This is a genomic window from Kordia sp. SMS9, assembly GCF_003352465.1.
GTDB lineage: Bacteria > Bacteroidota > Bacteroidia > Flavobacteriales > Flavobacteriaceae > Kordia.
Genome location: NZ_CP031153.1, coordinates 1,500,137 through 1,520,591, shown reverse-complemented (window position 1 = coordinate 1,520,591; position 20,455 = coordinate 1,500,137). Strand labels below are relative to the sequence as shown.

Here is a 20,455-nt window from a genome sequence, read left to right as displayed (position 1 = left end):
TTTTATTAATGTATTTACAATTTTGATTCCCTAAGCAATCAAAATGAAAGGAGTTTTCTTTTAGAAATCTGCGTCAAAGCTAAATTTGTCTTTCTCTTCTTCTTTGTTCAGCACACCTGCTTTTTGGTATTCTGAAACTCTTTTTTCAAAGAAGTTTGTTTTTCCTTGAAGAGAAATCATATCCATAAAATCGAATGGATTGGACACATTGTATTCTTTTTCACAACCTAATTCTTGTAGGAGTCGGTCTGTTACAAACTCTAAATATTGTGTCATTAATTTAGCATTCATTCCAATGAGACTTACAGGTAAAGACTCTGTGATAAATTCGCGTTCGATGTTTAATGCATCTACAATAATTCCGCGAATACGTTCTTTCGGAACTTTATTTACCAAGTGATTGTTGTGTAAGTGTACTGCAAAATCACAGTGTACACCTTCATCACGAGAAATTAACTCATTAGAAAACGTTAATCCAGGCATAATTCCTCTTTTCTTCAACCAATAGATAGAACAGAATGCACCTGAAAAGAAAATACCTTCTACTGCAGCAAACGCAATTAAACGTTCTGCAAAACTTGGTGAATCAATCCATTGCAATGCCCAATCGGCTTTCTTTTTGATAGCAGGAAAATTTTCAATTGCTTGAAACAATTTGCTTTTCTCTTTTTCATCCTTTACATACGTGTCAATTAATAACGAATATGTTTCAGAATGAATGTTTTCCATCATAATTTGGAATCCGTAGAAAAACTTTGCTTCTGAATATTGTACTTCGTTGACAAAGTTTTCTGCTAAGTTTTCATTTACAATTCCGTCTGAAGCGGCAAAAAATGCCAAAATATGCTTGATAAAATAACGTTCGTCATCATTCAATTTTGTATTCCAGTCTGTCAAATCTTGGTGAAGGTCAATTTCTTCCGCTGTCCAAAAACTAGCTTCCGATTTTTTATACCATTCCCAAATATCTGCATGTTTGATTGGAAAAATCACAAATCTGTCTTTGTTTTCTTGTAAGATGGGTTCTATTGCTGATGACATAAAATTATAGAGTTTTTTAATGTAAAATTGGGTAAAAGACTATTGTTTGATTTGGGAATAACAAAGATGGAAAATTGTAGGCGGAAATGAAAGTGTAACTTATTCACAAAGTTCGAGAGTTTTTAACAACAGTACAGTTTTTTCCTACTTTTTAACATTTTTAAAAAACGGCATTTTTTACTGATTATCAATAACTTACAAATACCTATTCGTTGTTAACAGCGATAAAACAAGCGTTTGTGAAAAAAAATGAGAAAATGAGATTTATGGATTAGCGTCCCAATTTTTTGGCAGTTTTCTCAAGTTCCAAATACCAATCTTCTCCAAATTTTCGAATCAAGGCTTCTTTTACAAATTTATAGATCGGTACTTGTAATTCTTTCCCTAAACTACACGCATCATCACAAATGGGCCATCGGTGATAATTGACTGCTGCAAAATCACTATACGCTTCCACACGCACTGGGTATAAGTGACAAGAAATTGGTTTTTTCCAATCAATTACACCTTTATTATACGCTTGTTCAATTCCGCACATCGCAGTATTATTTTGATCAAACGTTACATAGGCACATTCCGCACCGTTGACCAAAGGTGTTTCCAAATCGCCATTTTCTCGCACAATATAGGTTCCTTGCGCTTCAATAGCCGCAATTCCTTCTTTTCGCAAAAAAGGTTTTACGGTGTCGTAAATAGCATCCAACTTTTTAATTTCTTCATCTTCCAGTGGCGCACCAGCATCACCTTCTACACAACAAATTCCTTTGCACGCACTGAGATTGCACACAAAGTCGTTTTCAATAATATCTTCTGAAATGATGGTTTTTCCTATTTGAAACATGTGGCAAATATACTTTTTTCTACAGTTTTAATTTCAGCCAATTCTATGATTTTTTTACGACCGTAAACTTCACCTTAATTTAAACTAAAAAACACATGATTTTGCATTGAAAATTGGAGGAATACTATACTTTTGCCGCAAATTTTAAAAAGGATCAACAATGGAACTAAATTTTAAACATATTCTAACGGCAAGTATGGTACTTTTTGCCGTGATTGATATTATTGGAAACATTCCTATTATTATAGATTTACGCCGCAAAACAGGACATATTCAATCGGGAAAAGCGACCATTATTGCAGGTGTTATTTTGACCGTGTTTTTGTTTGTGGGACAAAGTATGTTGAACTTAATTGGCATTACGGCGAGTCAATTTGCGATTGCAGGTTCGTTTGTTCTGTTCTTTTTGGCATTGGAAATGATTTTGGGAATTACCTTGTTTAAGGAAGATGAAGAAAATGCCATGAGTGATGCGTCTGTGTTTCCGATTGCTTTTCCATTGGTTGCCGGACCTGGAAGTTTGACGTCTATTTTATCGCTTCGTGCGGAATTTAGTCCAGAAAATATTGTCGTGGCACTTTTAATCAATATGATCATTATGTATATTGTGTTGAAAGCTTCAGTGAAGATAGAACGCTGGCTTGGTCAGAATGGAATTCGTATTTTACGAAAAGTATTCGGAGTCATCCTGTTAGCAATTTCAGTTAAAATATTTACTACGGGAATTCAAGAAATATTTGCGTAATTTTGCACCGTAAAAATTCACTTTTAAAAGGAAAAGAAAAATGAAAATATTCTCGTATGTGTTTATCGTGTTAGCAGCGTTTCTTTGTATTTACAACGTAACCAAACTAAATTTTGACAATATTTTACAAGGAGACAGCTTGGTAGCCTTAGTAGGCGTATTGGCTTCTTTGTGTGCTATTATGATTGTATTGATTTTCTTGACGTCAAAGAAGATTCAGGAAAAAATTAATAATTCTAAGAAGTAATGTTTGACGTCCTTGTGGTTGGTGGCGGTGTTTCAGGAATGCAATGCGCGCTCATTTTAGGTTCTGCCAAAGAGAAACCGTTTGCTGTAGATAAAAAGATTGGCATTGTACTTCACCAACGATCTTCCCATTTGCAAAATGCATTGTTTAATAATGTATTAGGCTTACCAAAAGGAAAAACAGGTGCGGAAATTTTGATGGAAGGACAAGCACATCTCACGGAAGTGTATCCGCACGTGACACAAATTACCAAAGAAAAAGTACTTGAAATTACAGGAGAAGCAGGCAATTTTCAAATCGTAACGAATAAAAACACCTATCAGAGTAAACTGGTCGTAATCGCGTTGAATTATGCAAAACCGTTTACGATTGAAGGTTTGGAGGAATGTATTGCGCCGCATCCAAGAGCGGCTGCCAAAAAAGATCGTGTGTATTTAAAAAACGATGATCATTTGGTAAAAGATGGATTGTATGCTTGTGGCACCATTGCCGGTTGGAGAAGTCAATTTGCCATTGCCGCAGGAAGTGGCGCGCAGGTTGCTACTGACATTTTAACGCTTTGGAATGATGGCAATCACACGAAAGTGCATGATAAAATCTAGATTTTTAGATCGCTTCACTATACTGAATTGACACGAATCCTCTTTAGTTTTAAACAAACATTCAAAATCTACACATTGTTACAAACGTCAAATCGAGCAAAATTCTGGTAAGAATTTCAAAGTACTTCTCGATACAATTTTCTATCGAAAACCACACGAAGTGACGGTTCTAGTTTTATTGAAAATATGAAGATATTGTGTTTTGTTTAGAATAGTCTTGCGGAATTTTTCTTTGAAAGTTCTCAATACTAACTTCTCAATACTCAGTACTAATCACATTAATTCCCATGCAACTCTAGCACTTTTTCAATCATTGCATCGCCAACATTGAGTTGTTGTTCATACTCATTGGTTCCGTATAATTGCTCAACAAACACGGCTTTGAGGTGTCGTTTCATTTGATTGGCAAATTTTTCTATGTAGATACGTTGCCCGCGCTTTTTGCTAAAATATTCAGCATATTCTTGGAGTAATTCTTCTGAAATTTCAAAAGTATCCATAAACTCTTGAAACGACATATTGCTATACGCAGCTCTGTCAGTGTCTAGTTTTTCAAAGACAAATTCATCAATATATCCAGCAAATTTTGCACGCAATCCGCGTTCCAGCGATAATTCTTCTGGTGAACTTGTCAATGGTACAAATACATCTGGAATGATGCCGCCACCGCCATATACAATTTTACCTTTTGGCGTTTTAAATTTGAGCGAATCTGCTACTTTGATGCTATCCATCGACTTCAATTCTCCCGATTTGAAACGTTCATAATATTCATCAAAATAATCGTTGTTCCCTTTTTTGTACGAACGCTGAATGGAACGTCCTGTTGGTGTATAATAACGTGAAATCGTTAAACGAACTACCGAACCATCTCCGAGCGGCATTGGTCGTTGTACCAATCCTTTTCCAAACGATCTTCTTCCTACAATGACACCTTTATCATTGTCTTGCAGTGCGCCTGCTACAATTTCACTTGCTGATGCTGATTTTTCATTGATCAACACATAAATTTCGCCATCTTCAAAATCGCCTTTGTCGGTAGCGTAATAGTTATCAATCTCTCCTTTTTTATTTTTGGTGAACAGAATTAATTTTCCATCTTCCAAAAATTCATCCGCAATATCGCGTGTAATGTCTAAAATTCCACCTGGATTGTTGCGTAAATCCAACGTTAAATGTTTAGCGCCTTGCTGTTGCAGATTTTCCAATGCTTCTTCAAATTCGTCATAGGTAGTTTCTGCAAAACGATTGATTTTTATATAGCCTAAATCGTCTGTTAACATGTAATGCGCTACTACACTTTTGATTGGAACTTTGGCTCTTTTTAGATCAATGTATAACTCTTCATCAGTGCTTTTACGGTAGATTTTCAATTTTACAGACGTATCTTCTGTACCTTTCAATCGTTTGATGACTTGTGTGTTGCGCAAATTTTTTCCGTACAACGTATCTTTGTCCGCCATTAAAATGCGATCGCCCGCTCTGATTCCTGCGGCAACACTTGGGCCACCTTCTAAGGTTCTCACAACTGTGAGCGTATCATTGATGATATCAAAACGAATTCCGACACCTACAAAATCACCTTGCATGTTTTCTGCTACTCTTTTTTCTTCTTCCGAAGGAATGTATACAGAATGCGGATCTAAATTTTCTAAGATATTATTTACCGTCACATCCACAATGCTGTCCACATCGACATCATCTACATATTCGTAGTCAATGTAATCAATCAAGCGATTGAGTTTGTCTTTGCTTGTGTTGGATGAGAATAGTTTTTCGGGCGTAGCACTGAAATTTAATTTTCCACCAATAAATACACCTGCGGCAACTGCGGCTGCAATGATCACGGGAAGTAAGTATTGTGTTTTTTTATTCAAAATATGCTTGTTTTAAGACGCTTCAACCGAAGGAATGTGTTCTACTTCAACGCCTGCTTTTTTTAAAAATTGTATGCCTGAATCATCTTTGTACGCATCTACATACACAACTCTCGTAATTCCTGATTGATGAATCAGCTTACTACATTCCTTACATGGCGACATCGTAATATACAATGTGGCACCAACACAGGATTGCGTAGAAGCTGCTACTTTTAAGATGGCGTTTGCCTCCGCATGCAATACATACCATTTTGTGTAGCCTTCTTCATCTTCACAGAAATTTTCAAATCCTGAAGGTGTTCCGTTGTAACCATCAGAAATGATCATTCTATCTTTGACAATAATCGCGCCAACTTGTCTTCGTTGACAATAGGAAAGTTTTCCCCATTCTTTTGCCATGCGCAAATAGGCGTGATCGTATTTTGCTTTTTTTTGTTTGAGCATGTACAAATGTAACTTTTTAAAGCGAAAAAAAGCAACTGTAATCGTTGCTTCTTCACCTTCTGTAACGAAGATATTAGGTTTCTGATGGAATCACAATAACTTCGTTGTTAATTTTTTACCAAAATTGTGGTTATGAAAGTATCTTCTACAAAAAATTCGCATCCACAATATGAAAAGCGATACCAAGTACAATGGAGGAAACAACCATTACCCAATCTCTTTTGGAGAAACGGAATACGGTTTGGAATACGAACGAAAGTAGTAAAACAACTAAAACAATAATGATTTGTGCCGCTTCTACACCTAAGGCAAATTCTAACATTGGCAATAACTTGCTTTCTATACCGTTGGTCATTTCTTTGAAATAGTTGGAGAATGCCAAACCATGAATCAATCCAAAGAATAATGCGACGACTAAGAGAATGACAATTTTTGTTTTGTTATTGTTTTTCCCAGCAGTAAATATATTGTACAATGCAGTCGCAATAATGGTTACGTATACAAGTAGTTCCGCTGTATTGACACGAACAGATATAACATTGTATGTTGATAATGCTAAAGAAATGGTATGTCCGATCGTAAATACGGAGACAATCCAAAATACGCGTTTCCAATCTTTAAACACATACGCAACAACAAGTACAATTAAGAATAAAATATGATCGTATCCGTCAAAGTTTAATACGTGATTGAGTCCTAATTTAAAGAAAATCCAAAAGTCGCTCATAAGTAATTGTAGGTTTTAGGTTTGGGGTTTGGGGTTTGTGTTTCAAACTTACATTTTATTTTGGGAATTTAAAAACCGCGTTCTTCTTGCAGTTGTTCGTAAGCTTTTTGTACACGTTGAAATTTTTCTTCTGCGCCTTTTACGTGTTCTTCACCTAAGTGTTGCAGTTTATCAGGGTGGTATTTTTTCGCCATTTTACGATAGGCTTTTTTGATTTCGTTGATCGTAACCGATTTGTCAATTTCTAAAATGCGATACGCAGCATCAATTGGATCGTAAAACATTGCTTTGATCGATTGATAATCGCGATCGTTAATGTATAGATATCCTGCTATTTTTTCAATCAGTTCTACTTCTTCTTCGCTTACGTGTCCGTCTGCTTTGGTCACACCAAATAAGTAATGTAGTAATTGCAAACGCGACGAATGGTCCATAAACGTTTGGATTTGCTGACAAACTTGACGTGTGGAAATATCTTCTTTTTTCAATAATCCGTTGAACAATTTAAACGCATTATTAGAACGTTCTTTCCCATACATTTTTATAAAATAATCACGCACATAATCTTTTTCAGATTGGGAAACTTCGCCATCTGCTTTCATCACAATCGCAGAAAGCACCAACAAACTCACTTCAAAATCTCCTGATTTGGTTTGCGATTGCTTTTCCGCAGTGGTAGTTCTGCGCCTTCTCCGTTTTTCATACGTAGGTTCAGCTCTTTTACGACGGCGTTTTTTTGATTGTTTCGGTTCATCCAGTAATAATCCTTTTGACGTTGCTTTATCAACGGCTGATCCGATGGCAAAACCAATAGCGGCTCCAATAGGGCCACCAAGTGTCCAACCTAACGCGCCTCCAATCCAGCTTGCAAATCCACTCATATCTTGTTTTTTACCAAAGATACATTTTCCCGAGAAAAAAGTATTGACAACCAGTATATTTCTAAAAATAGCTACTACATTTTCAGTTTTCTTTAACAAAAAAACAGCATTTCTGAATTCGGGTGCAATAGGATTTATCCGTATCTTTGCAAAATTATTAATGAATTTAATTTATAAAGATTATGTATCCACCAGAATTGGTAAAACCAATGCGCGCCGATTTAACCGCAGTAGGTTTTGAAGAATTACATACGGTAGAAGCTGTTGACTCTGCGTTAGCAAAAGAAGGGACAACCTTAGTTGTTGTAAATTCAGTGTGTGGTTGTGCTGCAGCCAATGCAAGACCTGGCGCACGTATGTCTTTAGATAATGATAAAAAACCTGATAATTTAGTAACGGTTTTTGCAGGCGTAGATAGAGAAGCAACTGATAAAGCAAGAAGCTATATGATTCCTTTTCCTCCATCGTCTCCAAGCATGGCATTGTTTAAAGATGGACAGTTAGTACACATGTTAGAACGTCATCATATTGAAGGAAGACCAGCAGAAATGATTGCTGAAAACCTGAAAGATGCGTACAACGAAAATTGCTAATTCACTTTTATCGAATACGTTATACAAACCACGCCATCGCGTGGTTTTGTTTTTTTGTTGAATCAATATAAAATATAAGGAAGTAATGAAAATTATATCCTACCTACTTTCAAGTATTTATATGCTTGTTTTTGGATTGTTGCTAGTGATTTTTCATCCCATTCAATGGATTTTTTTGAAGCTTGGCGGACACAACGGACATCAACGTAGTGTGAATGCGTTGCAAATTAGTTTGATGTATTGTCATGCTATTTTGGGTACGCGTTACCGACTTCGCAATCAGTACAAATTGGCGAAAGATAAACCTGTGATTATTGTGTCAAATCATCAAAGTATGAACGATGTTCCACCATTGATTTGGATGTTTCGAAAGCATTATCCGAGATTTATCAGCAAAAAAGAATTGGGAAAAGGCATTCCAAGCATTTCGTTTAGTTTACGACAAACAGGCGCTGCGTTGATTGACAGAAAGAATCAAAAGCAATCCATTGCAGAAATTATCCGATTTGCAAAACTTATTTACAATAACAATTACGCAGGCATTATTTTTCCTGAAGGAACACGCAGTCGCACCGGCATTCCAAAACCGTTTAAAACTAGAGGATTGGAGGTATTATTTAAGTACATTCCGAATGCACAGATTATTCCCGTAACAATCAATAATTCATGGAAAACGACCAAATATGGAAAGTTTCCATTAGGTTTGGGTGCAAAAATTACGATTGATGCGCATCCGCCTATTTTACTGAGCGATTATCCAAAGGCAACATACCAAGAACTGATTGCACAGCTTGAAAAAGTAATTACTTCACACATTGTTGTTGCATAATTTTTTATACTGAAAAGAGAAGTCGTTATGTCATTATCTAAAGAAGAAATCATCCAAAAAACGATTGTGTTTGTGAAAGAAACCTTAGCAAATGCAGAAGGTGGACACGATTGGTTTCATATAGAACGTGTGTACAAAAATGCGTTGTTGATTGCCAAAGAAGAAACTGTAGACGTTTTTATTGTGAGTCTCGGCGCGTTATTACACGATATTGCCGATTCAAAGTTTCACCATGGTGACGAAACGATTGGACCAAAAGTAGCGCGGAATTTCTTGGAAAGTGTCGCTGTGGCGGAAGCGGACATTGTGCATGTTGAAAACATTATTAGTAATATCTCGTTTAAAGGTGGAAATTTTGAGCAGCAATTTCGTTCGCCAGAGTTGGATGTGATTCAAGATGCAGATCGTTTGGATGCCATTGGCGCGATTGGAATTGCACGTTGTTTTAACTATGGCGGATTTAAAGATCGAAAGTTGTACGATCCTGCAATTGCACCAAATCTAAATATGTCCAAAGCGGAATATAAAAAATCGACTACACCAACCATCAATCATTTTTATGAAAAGCTATTATTGTTGAAAGATAAAATGAATACGAAAACTGGACAAAAAATTGCCGAACAACGACATGTGTTTATGGAACAGTTTTTAGCGCAGTTTTTTGCGGAATGGAATGGAAAAGCTTGAAAAGGTGCTGGGTTATTGAATCATCATTTTCATTTCACTTCTGTATTTAGAGGCACTTTTTCCGGTAATTTCTTTGAAGAGTTTGTTGAAATGTGAAAAGTTGTTGAAACCACTTTCATAGCAAATTTCAGTAATGCTATTTTGACTTTCCAATAATAATTTTGTGGCAAATACCACTCTGTATTCGTTCACCAATTTGGTAAAGGTTTTTCCTGTTACTTTTTTAAAGTATCTACAAAATGCAGGAACAGTCATGTTGACTTCATCCGCGATTTCGTCCAAGCTAATGTGACGCTGAAAGTTACTGTTGATGTATTTAAAAATCGTATCAATCTTTACACTGTCTTGCGGTTGTGTTTCAAAGGCAAATCCGTCGACGTTGAGCAACTCATAATCTTCTGCAACCGCCAACATATCCAGAATTTCTAACAGTTTAATGATTCTTTTAAACCCTTCATATTTGGGCAGTTTTTCAATTTTTGGCCCCACAATTCTTTTAGTTTCTGGTTTAAACCGAATTCCTTTTTTTGCTTTCTCTAGTAAGAGTGAAATGGCTTGCATTTCAGGCAAATTGTAAAATTCTTTCCCTAATATATCAGTTTTAAACTGTATCAGCGTTTCTTTTCCTTTCGACGTTAAGCGATCGGCAAAACCATTGTGCGGCAAATTAGAACCAATCAAAATTAACTGGCTGTTGTTGAAATACGACAAATGATTTCCAATATGGCATTTTCCTTTTCCTTTATTTACATACACCAATTCCACTTCTGGGTGAAAATGCCAAAATGCCGATTCTCGTTTTCGCTTTTTGGTATTTTGTGCCACAAGAATTGAATTTCCAAACGCAGGCGTTATTTTTTCTAATGTAGGTTTCGTATTCACAGCAAGATGTTTACTAGCTGTACAAATTTACGACTAAATCTGCCTAAAAAGTGTGTTCTTTTATCTTAATTCTATGCTATTTTAACTTATAAAAAAGTTTACAATTATTTAACGGTTAAAATAACACACAAATCTGCCAAAATAGGCGTTTTTCCATGGCAACATCAAACCTACATTTGTACTGTAATTATTTAAAACACAAAGTCATGAACAAAAGAATGAAACACATCGTATGCACGGGAATGATGATCGTAAGTATGCTTAGTTTTGCGAACGGTACATCTTCTTTAGACAATCACAAAGAACCTACTGTCATCACATTTGATAATGTGAAGAAAGGACATCAATTGGTTATTAAAGACGCTAATTTACTCATCGTTTATAAAGAATCGATTCAAAAAAATGGAAGTTATGCCAAAGGTTTTGACCTTACTTCTTTACCTGATGGAAACTATTATGTAGAGTTGGATAAAGATGTAAAAATTGTAGTCATTCCATTTACAGTCGCTTCAAACAAGGTTACATTTGACAAAAAGAATGAAACTGTCATTTACAAACCAACCGTTCGTTTGGAAGACAATTACTTATTTGTTTCTCGACTTTCTTTAGATGTAGCACCTTTGAAGATGAAATTATACTACACACCATCTTTTCAGCAGGGAAAAGAACTACTTTTTTCAGAAGAAGTTGAAAACACAAAAATTATGGAACGTATATTTGAACTTTCGAAAGAGAAAAAAGGAAGTTATACCGTTTTCTTTGAAAGTCAAGGACGAGAATTTTCAGAACGTATTAAATTTTAGATTCAACCAACACAATTAATGTTGAAAAGCGTAGTGTCTCATGATGCTACGCTTTTTGTTTTTATAGTGTAATTAGCCAACAACTAAAACCCAATATTAATCACTCCGTTGATAAATATATGTAAAGGCTGACCGTTTCTGTCTTCCATGATAATGTTGAATGTTCCTTCCATTTTACTGTCTGTATGCGTTGTGATAGAAGTATCTCTATATCCCAATCCAAATTCGGAAATCCACGAAACGCCATGTTCTTCTAACACAAAACGTTCTATTTCGTTGGTTTCTTCTACAATGACAAAGAAGGATATTTTTTTGGTGTCGTTGTCAAATACAGCTTCAATCATCCGCATATTGGAATCTGTCGGATCAATTCCAACATCATATTCCGTTATAAAATATGCAACTCCATTTAGATGAAAACTGATGCTGTTTTCTTCTGTAATTGACACTAATTCATCATCAGATGCACACGAAAGTACAAAAAACGAAAGCATACACACTATTATTTTTTTCATTGTGATTTATGTTTGATGGTACATTTTTCACGTTGAAAATTGGGGTTCTTTGTATAAATATATAAGAATATTCTACGCAACACGCATATTAGTTTGTAAGCGTGGTTTTTAGTTTGTGAGCGTTTTTAGAACAACGAATATTGCCCGTTTTTGTAGTGTTCATGAAGTTTCGTATTGAGTTTCGGCATTTTTTTATCTTTAAAATATTTGCGTCGGGCAAGATGAATTAAGTTTCTAATTTGTTCTGCTATTTTTCCTTCGCCGCGCATCCGATGTCCGTAGCGACTATCGTTCAACGTACCGCCATGACAACTTTCTATTTGATGCAATACTTTATCCGCTTTGTCAGGCATGGTTTTGCGAATCCAATCGGTGAAAATTTCACCAATCGCGCCATTCAATCGTACAATGGTAAACGCAATGGAAGTGGCACCCAATTCCGATACTTTTTTCGCCAAAGGCAGAATTTCATGACTGTTGATGGACGGAATTATAGGCGCCAGCATCACATTCACAGGAATTCCGTTTTCCGCCAGTGTTTTCACCGTTTCTAGTCGTTTCTTGATGGTTGCGGTGCGCGGTTCCAACACGCGGCGTGTTTCTTCCGACAAGGACGTTATGGAAATATTAACACCAATGAGATTGTCTTTTGCCAATTCTTTCAACACATCTAAATCGCGTAGGATGAGTGAGTTTTTAGTGATAATGGCTACAGGATGTCTGTATTTTAAGCATACTTTCAACAAATTTCGGGTGATTTTCAGTTCTTTTTCCGCAGGTTGATAACAATCAGTATTTCCCGATAATACAATGGTATGCGCTTTCCAGGTTTTCTTTTTTATGGTAGATTCTAAGAGTTGCGGCGCATTTTGTTTGATGAGAATTTTTCGTTCAAAATCCAATCCGGCACTAAAACCCCAAAATTCATGACTATTTCTGGCGTAACAATAAATACAACCATGCTCACAACCTTGATACGGATTTAGCGAATACTCCATGCCTACATCGGGACTTGTAACTTTGTTAAGGATAGTTTTGGGAAATACGTTGATATACGTTGTTTTGTTTTTATCGGCTTCTTCGCCTTCTTTTTGGCAATATTCTAAAAAATCGGAACGCACTTCGTGTGCATTTTCCAAAAAACGATTGTGTACATTTTTTTGCGCACCTCTGCCTTTTATTGTAGTTGAATTTCCCAAGGTTTTCTTTCTTTTTTTCAAAAGTAAAAAACATCGTATTTGAAATATTTCTTACACGTGTAAAAGAACTGCAACTACGGGAATTTAGATGCTATCTTTCAAATTATAATTATTCGTTAATCTCCCAATAAAAAGTTTCAATTTTAAGTATATTTAGCCCTCTAAAAAACACAAATACATGAAAAAAATAATTCTATTTATCATTGTAAGCATTTTTATGATGCCTACAAGTTCAAAAGCCAATGAAGGCATGTGGTTCTTGATGTTTATCGACAGATTGAATCATAGAGATATGCAAAAAATGGGGTTACAACTAACCGCCGAAGAAATTTATAGCATTAATAATAATAGTCTTAAAGATGCCATTGTGCAATTTAATGGTGGTTGTACAGCGAGTATTATTTCCGAACAAGGATTGGTATTGACCAATCACCACTGTGGATATGATGCGATTGCGGAATTATCTACAGAAGAAAAAAATCATCTAAAAAATGGTTTTTGGGCAAAAAGCTTTGACGAAGAATTGAAACCTGAAAGTTTGTATGTTCGCTTTTTTGTACGAATGGACGACGTAAGTGAGCGTATTTTGTCAAAAGTAAACGATACAATGTCCGAAAAAGAACGAGAAGCTGCTATCAATAAAGAAATTGCCGTTATTGAGAAAGAAAACAATGAAGGCGGAAAATACACGGTTTCGGTACGTTCTTTCTTCCAAGGAAATGAATTTTACTTTTTTGTGTATGAAGATTATGAAGATGTTCGTTTGGTAGGAACGCCAACGGAAAGTATTGGAAAATTTGGTGGAGATACCGATAACTGGGAATGGCCGCGCCATACAGGAGATTTTTCACTGTTTAGAGTGTATACTGATAAAGATGGAAATGCTGCAAAATATTCAGAAGATAACATTCCGATGAAACCTAAAAAACACTTGGCAGTAGATTTAACTGGTGTGAAAGAAAATGATTTTGCCATGATTTTAGGGTATCCTGGGCGTACCAACCGTTGGATGCCTGCGGAAGGAATTGAACAAAACGTACAATATGCCTACCCTGCTTGGGTTGAAGCTTCAAAGGTGAGTATGGATGTCATGAAAAAACATATGGACAATAGTGAAGATGTAAATCTGAAATATGCTTCTGCATACGCAGGAATTGCCAATTATTGGAAGAACAGACAAGGAATGATTGATGCCTTAACCAAACATGGGACAGCCGACAAAAAACGTGCTTTGGAAAAGAAATTTGATCGTTGGGCAAATAAAAAACGCAACAAAGAAATGTATGGAAATGTGGTGAGTGATATCAATGCGTATTATGCACTAACCAACGATAAGGCACGACATGATAATTATTTAATTGGTCTTTTACGCGGAAGCAAATTTGCGGTAGCTCCATGGAGAATTGGTAGAAACTTAGAATATTTCATAGAACAAAACAAAGCGAAACGCGAAGAATTACAGCCAAGATTACAAGCATTGATTGATGATACTTTTAAAAATATGTACTTGCCTTTGGAAAAAGATGTGATGGTAGCACAATTAAAATTATATATTGAAAAATCTGGATATGAATTGCCTGCTGCTGTAAAACAACTCAAAGAAGATGCAGGAGACGATTTGGAAAACTACGTAAATGCAATCATGGAATTGAGCATATTTACATCGAAAGAACGCTTGGAAGCATTTTTAATGTATCCAAACAAAGTATTATTAGAAAACGATCTACTGTATTTACTGTCGAAAGACTTACTCGCAAAATACAGAGAAAACCCAGAAGCAATTGCAACCGCAGAGGAAGCGTACAGCAAAGCATATAGAAAATTTGTACAAGGATTGCGTGTGTCAAAACTAAGCAGCGTAAAATATCCTGATGCCAACTCTACATTGCGTTTAACATACGGAAAAGTAGTGGCATTACCGAAAGACGCTAGAAACGACGCGAAAATAAACAATTACACCACAATGAAAGGGATGATTGCAAAGTACAAGCCTAATGATGATGAATTTGATTTACCTGCGGAAGTAATGGACTTATATAAGAAAAAAGATTTTGGTCAATATGCAGACAAAAACGGATACATGCCTGTAAACTTCTTAACGAATAACGATATTACAGGAGGAAACTCAGGTTCGCCAGTATTGAATGGAAAAGGTGAATTGATCGGTTTGGCTTTTGATGGAAATATTGAAGCCATGGCTGGTGACGTCATTTTCGACGACAAATTACAACGCACCATCAATGTAGATATTCGATATGTGTTGTGGTTGGTTGATAAACTATCGGGCGCAGATAATATTATCAAAGAATTAACGATTAAAAAGTAATACCTATTTAGCTTACTACTAAAACGAATATGCTAAAAATCCTGCTCAGTATTGAGCAGGATTTTTTTATGTTTTTAGGCGCATTCAGAAAATAGCTCACTTAAAGCTAGCTAAAACATAAAAATCCAAGATTTGATCTATTTCATTTCTTGGATTTTCATTTTAAATCGTTTTTAGGTTCTTTTTGGTTGATTTTGTTAACGACAAGACATACCTATTCCATAGTTTTGGTAAGCTATTTTAAAATTTTATGCTGCTATTTGTTGGTTTTTGCAGATTCTTCTACCGATTTCTAAAGCATTAGCGGTATGTATGCCAAAGAATATCCACAAGGTTTCCGTGGGCTTTGTTTTGGCTTTTATTTTTTTGAGAAGGTAATGCTCTTTTTCTTTTCCAAAACTACCTTCCAATCGTGTAGCTCTTTCTTTTGTGATTAGGCGCTTAAGTTTTTGCTCCTCTTTATAGTCTTTAGGCGGCTTCCCTTTTCTTTTAAAGTCAGTTTTGATCTGATGCTTTGTGATAAATTTTCTATTCTTATTAGTGGCATATATGGCATCTGCCCCAATAATCTTGGTTTTTCTATGGGTAAGTTGTTGTGCTTTGTAGATGGTGGCTTGCAGTCGTGTTCCCTCATTAAAAGCATTAAAACTTAGGTGTTCTATAAAACTAATTCCATCGATCTGTAGTTTATTGACTTTTGCTCCAAATTCTACAGGCTTGATTTCTTTTCCTCTAACAATAGGTCTCAGGTAATCTTTTGCAATACTTACAATACGGTCTTTAATCTTTTCACCTGTTCTAAAGTGCTGTTCTTGTTGGAGGTAGGCTTTTTTGATGGTGGCTACTCTGCGATAGTATTGTACACTTGCTTGCAAGTTGTACTTTTTACGTAAGTGAGCTTCAAAGTCGATAAACTTCTTTAATAACAATAAAAGTGCCCGTGTCAGTGATTTTCGTTTGGACTTGGACTTACGACGCATCTTGCTAAAGCCATGATAACGTAGTTTCCATTTCAAGTATTTACTGCGTATCATTTTTACCCCTACTACTTTAGCATTTTTGCGGAGTTGATTGTACATCCAATGAACAGCTTCCCATAGTAGCTTTTGATTGGTAGGATATCGCAGTTCACTCTCATAACAAGTAGCATCCACAGTGACTTGATCAGGATTCTCTATATAACCAGACCAGTTTACGTATAGACACTTTTCCAAGACTTCAATATCCAAACAGCCCGCTAACTCACATCGTATTTGACTCACGATTTTAGAATTTGTCAACCGATTAAAACCTAAAGAAATGTCACAAAAAAACTGATAGTCAACATTACTGTTAAGTTGTTCTAAAAGACGTTTATCGCTACAACAAGCATAATGTTTTAAAAACATTAAAGCTAGACGACCTTTAGGACTGAAAAGCATATTCCTACCTAGTTTGTGTTCCTTAATATTAAAAGTGGCTACCAAATCGTCCCAAGGAATGGCTGTATAAATCTTACCTAAATCACTTTGCAAAAAACGCTCATAAAACAGCGTGTAATTTTCAGATATCGAAAAAAGAGATAAACGGGTTTGTAAATCAGAAATTCTTTGTATTTTCATGGCTAGAGAAAAAAGAAAACCCCGTTTTTGAACCATATCGGTCATTTTCGGGGTTTTATGTTTCTTTAATTTACAAAGAAATATTAGTATTTAAAAGGCTTTACGTATTTTCTGAATGCGCCTTTTTAAATGAACTTTTTATTGTTTGATAAATTTCTTAATCGCAGAACGATTTTGATCGTCTATTACTTTTAAGAAATAGATGCCGCTTTGTAATTTGCTCACATCAAGTTGTGAATTGGTATTCATAGAAACTCCTACTCTTTTCCCTAAAATAGAATGAACTTCTACAGATTGAATAGTGTCAATTCCTTCTATAGTTATAAAATCAGAAGCTGGATTTGGATAGATTTTTACATCTATAAGTTCAACTTCTGCTGCAGACAGCGTTCTAGAAAAGGTCACCATACTACAATCAGCAGAAACAGTTACATATCTAAGGTTAGGAATATATGATCCAGGATTGAAACAAATTCCTAATGAAAAACCAAATATAAATTCAGTATTTGTAGAAGTACTACTTTTCCATATATTACACTGATTTACAGGAAGATCCGCGGGAGGCAGTGCGTATTCTTGTACCGTATAGGGGATTCCTGTGTAATTACATAATACAAAAAGGTCCAGCAAATTATCATCAACTTCTGTAATATCACTAGAGGTGTTTTGCAAGTCATCAATCAATGCATAGGTGTTCAAAAAATCGTATGCCGTAGTCAGCTCAAATATTGTGAGCCCTGCATTACTTCCCGATGAATAATCAAAAAAACTAGTCACTGAAAATTGATATTGTGTCAAAAAATCGTCAACCGCAGTTACACCAGATTGTCCAGTATCTTTTAAATTTTGAACCCAACTCGCCGTTGTGGGCACTTTGAATTCCATTTTTTTATAGGCTAAATTATACGAATTTACATGAAATTGAAATTCATTAAATATAGAATCTACGTCTACTAAGTTTTGTGGATTGGCATACATTGCTGAAAACTTCTCTAGATAAGCATCTACACGGGATTGTGTTAAAAACGGATTGTCATAATCCGGATCACTTGTGTTATTGTAAATTTCACGCAAGACTAACAATTGAGCATCCAATTCATAGTTTTGTTGAATAAAAGGATCTATGGTACATTGTGCGTTTACGTTGTAGACAAACGCGCAAAATAGAATAGCAAGTACAGTTTTTTTCATGGTTGGTTTTGTGAATTGGTTGGTATATCACTATAATAACATTATAGTCAACTATTTACCCTACTCAAAATAGGAAATTATCACAATTTATACCAAAAAATAGCACTCAAACATTAAAAAACACGAGAAAACACCTGTATTTTGCTAGAAGTATCTTTTATTTTCCTGGGAAATTTGCTTTGCGTTTTTCTAAAAACGCAGTAGTTCCTTCGTTGAAATCTTCCGTTCCAAAACAGTTTCCAAATTCAGAAATTTCAACTTTGTAACCATTTACACCATCTTCATAATTGGCATTCACAGCTTTAATCGCACCGCGAATAGCTACTAAGGAGTTTCGCGTGATTTTAGTCGCAAGTTTATTTGCCAAACCTAACAACTCTTCTTGCGTTGTCACATGATTTACCAAACCGCACTGTTTGGCTTCTTCTGCGCCAATCATACCAGCGGTCATAATCATTTCCATGGCTTTTCCTTTGCCTACCAATTGTGGCAAACGTTGTGTTCCGCCATATCCAGGAATCACGCCAAGCGATACTTCTGGCAAGCCCATTTTGGCATTGTCACTCGCGATTCTGAAATGTGCTGCCATTGCCAATTCCAATCCGCCACCAAGTGCAAATCCATTTACAGCAGCAATAACAGGTGTTCCTAAATTCTGTACAAAATCAAATAAGAGTTCTTGTCCTTTTGCCGCTAATTTTCCACCTTCGTCCACTGAAAAATCAGCAAATTCACTAATATCAGCACCTGCTACAAAGGCTTTTTCACCACTTCCTGTTAGGACAATCACTTTTGTTTCGGCATCAGCTTCTAACGCTGAAAAAGCAGTATGTAATTCTTGAATGGTATCACGATTTAACGCGTTTAACTTTTTGGGACGATTGATCGTTACGGTTGCAATTCCGTTTTCTTTTTGTACAAGGATGTTTTCGTAGCTCATGGTTATTTAGATTTTTGGAAATGACACTCTAAAAGTGGTGCCTTTGTTTTCTTCTGATGTAAAAGTAATATTTCCGTCGTAAGTTTCTACAATATTTTTTACCATTCCGAGTCCTAATCCCATTCCACTTGTTTTGGTGGTAAATTTAGGCTCAAATATTTTCGGTGCATTGTCTTTTAAAATTCCAATTCCGTTATCCTGAACGGTAATCATCACTTTATCATCCTGCTCAAACACGCGAACTTCAATTCGTGGCGGACGTTCGTCAGAAATGGCTTGAATGGCATTTTTTACCAAATTCGTAACCACACGAATGAGTTGTGTTCGATCAAACTTGGCAATTATTTCACTTTCTTCATACGAGTAATTAATATAATCTTCGGTGAACAACTCCATTGCCAAACGTGTAATTTCGACCACGTTCAACATTTCGTTTTGCTGTGCTGGCATTTTGGCAAAATTGGAGAATGCAGACGCAATATTGCTCATTGTATCTATCTGTTGAATAAGCGTTTTAGTGTATTCGTCTACTTTTTGATGAATGTTTGGATCATTCGGATCAAACTTTCGTTGGAAACTTTGCACGCTCAAACGCATGGGTGTTAGCGGATTTTTGATTTCGTGCGCTACTTGTTTTGCCATTTCACGCCACGCTTGTTCTCGTTCACTTTTCGCCAGTTTTACCGCACTTTCTTCCAACTCGTCAATCATACTATTATACGCGTTGATTAGGTTGTAAATTTCTTCACCTGCATCTTCCACAATAATTTTTTCATTCCGTTGATTGAAACGTGTCTGATCGAGCTTTTCACCAATTTTTTTGAGTGATTTTGTAATGTATTTGGAAATAAAATACGCAAATACAATCGCGATCAGCAACATTAAAACGTACGTATATCCCAATCGTGTTAAAAATTCGCGCAGTTCGCTATCGCTGAAGGTATTGTCTAACTTGTACCGAAGATTGATAATTCCGAGCGGTTTTGATTTGATATCCGTAATAATACTGTATGAAGATTGATATTCGGTGCCGTTTTCAACAGCAATATCATCTACGTAATGTTTGTCAATATCGTATTGCAGATTGTTTAGAATTTTAGCGGGCAAACATTCAATAATTCCTTCACTTCGTATAGATGTATCTGAAGTTTTCAAAAAACCACCTTCCAAGTCGTACAAATTGAAGGTTACGTTGTGAATATCGGCAATTTTGTAGATTTCTTCCTTAAAGATCAATGCTAAATTTTCTTCACTGACAACATAGGTTGTTTCAAAATTAATCAAGTATTTGATGTGCCCTTTTACTTGCTTTTCCTTTCGATCTAAACGACGCAAATGGTAATCGTTCGATTGTTCACTGTATTGATAAATAGTCACCAATGCAATTAAAATAGAAGCTACCAAAATCAGTAGAATCATGTAAGCAAATATTCGGGAACGTAATGAAAGTCTAGCGGGTTTCATGAATGTGGGTTTATCTT

21 protein-coding genes are annotated in these 20,455 nt (G+C 35.8%); 8 read left to right on the top strand and 13 right to left on the bottom strand.

Annotation, left to right across the window (positions count from 1 at the left end):
* Nucleotides 1-60: 60 nt before the first annotated feature.
* Entirely contained in the window at nt 61-1,041 is a 981-nt protein-coding gene (locus tag KORDIASMS9_RS06630; RefSeq protein WP_114902092.1) for a ribonucleotide-diphosphate reductase subunit beta, read from the bottom strand.
* Nucleotides 1,042-1,312: 271 nt separating this feature from the next.
* Nucleotides 1,313-1,882 (bottom strand): DUF3109 family protein, encoded by a 570-nt coding sequence (locus KORDIASMS9_RS06625; protein ID WP_114902091.1) that lies wholly within the window; start codon nt 1,880-1,882, stop codon nt 1,313-1,315.
* A 160-nt stretch (nt 1,883-2,042) separates the two neighbouring features.
* Between KORDIASMS9_RS06625 and KORDIASMS9_RS06620 the strand changes: the two genes are divergently transcribed.
* From KORDIASMS9_RS06620 to KORDIASMS9_RS06610, 3 genes are read left to right on the top strand one after another with little or no spacing between them, the layout of a single operon-like run.
* A complete protein-coding gene (locus KORDIASMS9_RS06620; protein WP_114902090.1) occupies nt 2,043-2,627 on the top strand; it encodes a MarC family protein in 585 nt (194 codons plus the stop codon).
* A gap of 40 nt (nt 2,628-2,667) precedes the next feature.
* Nucleotides 2,668-2,874 (top strand): hypothetical protein, encoded by a 207-nt coding sequence (locus tag KORDIASMS9_RS06615; RefSeq protein ID WP_114902089.1) that lies wholly within the window; start codon nt 2,668-2,670, stop codon nt 2,872-2,874.
* Nucleotides 2,874-3,476: an FAD-dependent oxidoreductase gene (locus KORDIASMS9_RS06610; RefSeq protein WP_114902088.1), complete on the top strand. Its 603-nt coding sequence runs from the start codon at nt 2,874-2,876 to the stop codon at nt 3,474-3,476. The genes KORDIASMS9_RS06615 and KORDIASMS9_RS06610 overlap by 1 nt, the downstream gene beginning before the upstream one ends.
* Nucleotides 3,477-3,754: 278 nt before the next feature.
* On the opposite strand, the gene KORDIASMS9_RS06605 is transcribed toward KORDIASMS9_RS06610, so the two are convergent.
* The 4 genes from KORDIASMS9_RS06605 to KORDIASMS9_RS06590 form a co-directional block, all read right to left on the bottom strand.
* Nucleotides 3,755-5,353 carry a S41 family peptidase gene (locus tag KORDIASMS9_RS06605; protein WP_114902087.1) on the bottom strand — a complete coding sequence of 533 codons (1,599 nt, stop codon included), beginning with the start codon at nt 5,351-5,353 and terminating at the stop codon, nt 3,755-3,757.
* 12 nt (nt 5,354-5,365) lie between these two features.
* Entirely contained in the window at nt 5,366-5,800 is a 435-nt protein-coding gene (locus tag KORDIASMS9_RS06600; RefSeq protein ID WP_114902086.1) for a dCMP deaminase family protein, read from the bottom strand.
* A gap of 145 nt (nt 5,801-5,945) precedes the next feature.
* The gene (locus KORDIASMS9_RS06595) at nt 5,946-6,527 is read right to left on the bottom strand and encodes a HupE/UreJ family protein (protein ID WP_114902085.1); all 582 of its coding nucleotides are present in this window, start codon (nt 6,525-6,527) and stop codon (nt 5,946-5,948) included.
* 68 nt (nt 6,528-6,595) lie between these two features.
* A complete protein-coding gene (locus KORDIASMS9_RS06590; RefSeq protein ID WP_114905167.1) occupies nt 6,596-7,408 on the bottom strand; it encodes a TerB family tellurite resistance protein in 813 nt (270 codons plus the stop codon).
* Nucleotides 7,409-7,590: 182 nt separating this feature from the next.
* On the opposite strand from KORDIASMS9_RS06590, the gene KORDIASMS9_RS06585 reads away from it, so the two are divergent.
* The 3 genes from KORDIASMS9_RS06585 (at nt 7,591) to KORDIASMS9_RS06575 (ending at nt 9,517) form a co-directional block, all read left to right on the top strand.
* Nucleotides 7,591-8,001 (top strand): BrxA/BrxB family bacilliredoxin, encoded by a 411-nt coding sequence (locus KORDIASMS9_RS06585; RefSeq protein ID WP_114902084.1) that lies wholly within the window; start codon nt 7,591-7,593, stop codon nt 7,999-8,001.
* Nucleotides 8,002-8,086: 85 nt separating this feature from the next.
* On the top strand, nt 8,087-8,830 hold the full coding sequence (locus KORDIASMS9_RS06580; protein ID WP_114902083.1) for a lysophospholipid acyltransferase family protein: 744 nt from the start codon (nt 8,087-8,089) through the stop codon (nt 8,828-8,830).
* A gap of 27 nt (nt 8,831-8,857) precedes the next feature.
* Nucleotides 8,858-9,517, top strand: a complete 660-nt coding sequence (locus KORDIASMS9_RS06575; protein ID WP_114902082.1) for an HD domain-containing protein — start codon at nt 8,858-8,860, stop codon at nt 9,515-9,517.
* A gap of 12 nt (nt 9,518-9,529) precedes the next feature.
* Here KORDIASMS9_RS06575 and KORDIASMS9_RS06570 read toward each other — a convergent pair whose 3' ends face one another.
* Nucleotides 9,530-10,399 (bottom strand): AraC family transcriptional regulator, encoded by an 870-nt coding sequence (locus KORDIASMS9_RS06570; RefSeq protein WP_114902081.1) that lies wholly within the window; start codon nt 10,397-10,399, stop codon nt 9,530-9,532.
* Nucleotides 10,400-10,605: 206 nt separating this feature from the next.
* Here KORDIASMS9_RS06570 and KORDIASMS9_RS06565 point away from each other — a divergent pair, with 206 nt between their 5' ends.
* The gene (locus tag KORDIASMS9_RS06565) at nt 10,606-11,202 is read left to right on the top strand and encodes a hypothetical protein (protein WP_114902080.1); all 597 of its coding nucleotides are present in this window, start codon (nt 10,606-10,608) and stop codon (nt 11,200-11,202) included.
* Nucleotides 11,203-11,285: 83 nt separating this feature from the next.
* On the opposite strand, the gene KORDIASMS9_RS06560 is transcribed toward KORDIASMS9_RS06565, so the two are convergent.
* On the bottom strand, nt 11,286-11,717 hold the full coding sequence (locus tag KORDIASMS9_RS06560; RefSeq protein WP_114902079.1) for a hypothetical protein: 432 nt from the start codon (nt 11,715-11,717) through the stop codon (nt 11,286-11,288).
* Between the two features lie 125 nt (nt 11,718-11,842).
* Nucleotides 11,843-12,937, bottom strand: coding sequence for a PA0069 family radical SAM protein (locus KORDIASMS9_RS06555; protein WP_371412757.1), 1,095 nt, complete (start codon nt 12,935-12,937; stop codon nt 11,843-11,845).
* A 157-nt stretch (nt 12,938-13,094) separates the two neighbouring features.
* Here KORDIASMS9_RS06555 and KORDIASMS9_RS06550 point away from each other — a divergent pair, with 157 nt between their 5' ends.
* On the top strand, nt 13,095-15,242 hold the full coding sequence (locus KORDIASMS9_RS06550; RefSeq protein ID WP_114902078.1) for a S46 family peptidase: 2,148 nt from the start codon (nt 13,095-13,097) through the stop codon (nt 15,240-15,242).
* Nucleotides 15,243-15,490: 248 nt separating this feature from the next.
* On the opposite strand, the gene KORDIASMS9_RS23820 is transcribed toward KORDIASMS9_RS06550, so the two are convergent.
* From KORDIASMS9_RS23820 to KORDIASMS9_RS06530, 4 genes are all read right to left on the bottom strand, one after another.
* Nucleotides 15,491-16,843, bottom strand: a complete 1,353-nt coding sequence (locus KORDIASMS9_RS23820) for a transposase (RefSeq protein ID WP_162819707.1) — start codon at nt 16,841-16,843, stop codon at nt 15,491-15,493.
* Nucleotides 16,844-16,981: 138 nt separating this feature from the next.
* Nucleotides 16,982-18,034: a T9SS type A sorting domain-containing protein gene (locus KORDIASMS9_RS06540; protein WP_114902077.1), complete on the bottom strand. Its 1,053-nt coding sequence runs from the start codon at nt 18,032-18,034 to the stop codon at nt 16,982-16,984.
* A 157-nt stretch (nt 18,035-18,191) separates the two neighbouring features.
* Nucleotides 18,192-18,974 (bottom strand): enoyl-CoA hydratase/isomerase family protein, encoded by a 783-nt coding sequence (locus KORDIASMS9_RS06535; protein ID WP_114902076.1) that lies wholly within the window; start codon nt 18,972-18,974, stop codon nt 18,192-18,194.
* A 6-nt stretch (nt 18,975-18,980) separates the two neighbouring features.
* Nucleotides 18,981-20,393, bottom strand: coding sequence for a PAS domain-containing sensor histidine kinase (locus tag KORDIASMS9_RS06530; protein ID WP_205318038.1), 1,413 nt, complete (start codon nt 20,391-20,393; stop codon nt 18,981-18,983).
* Nucleotides 20,394-20,455 lie beyond the last annotated feature (62 nt).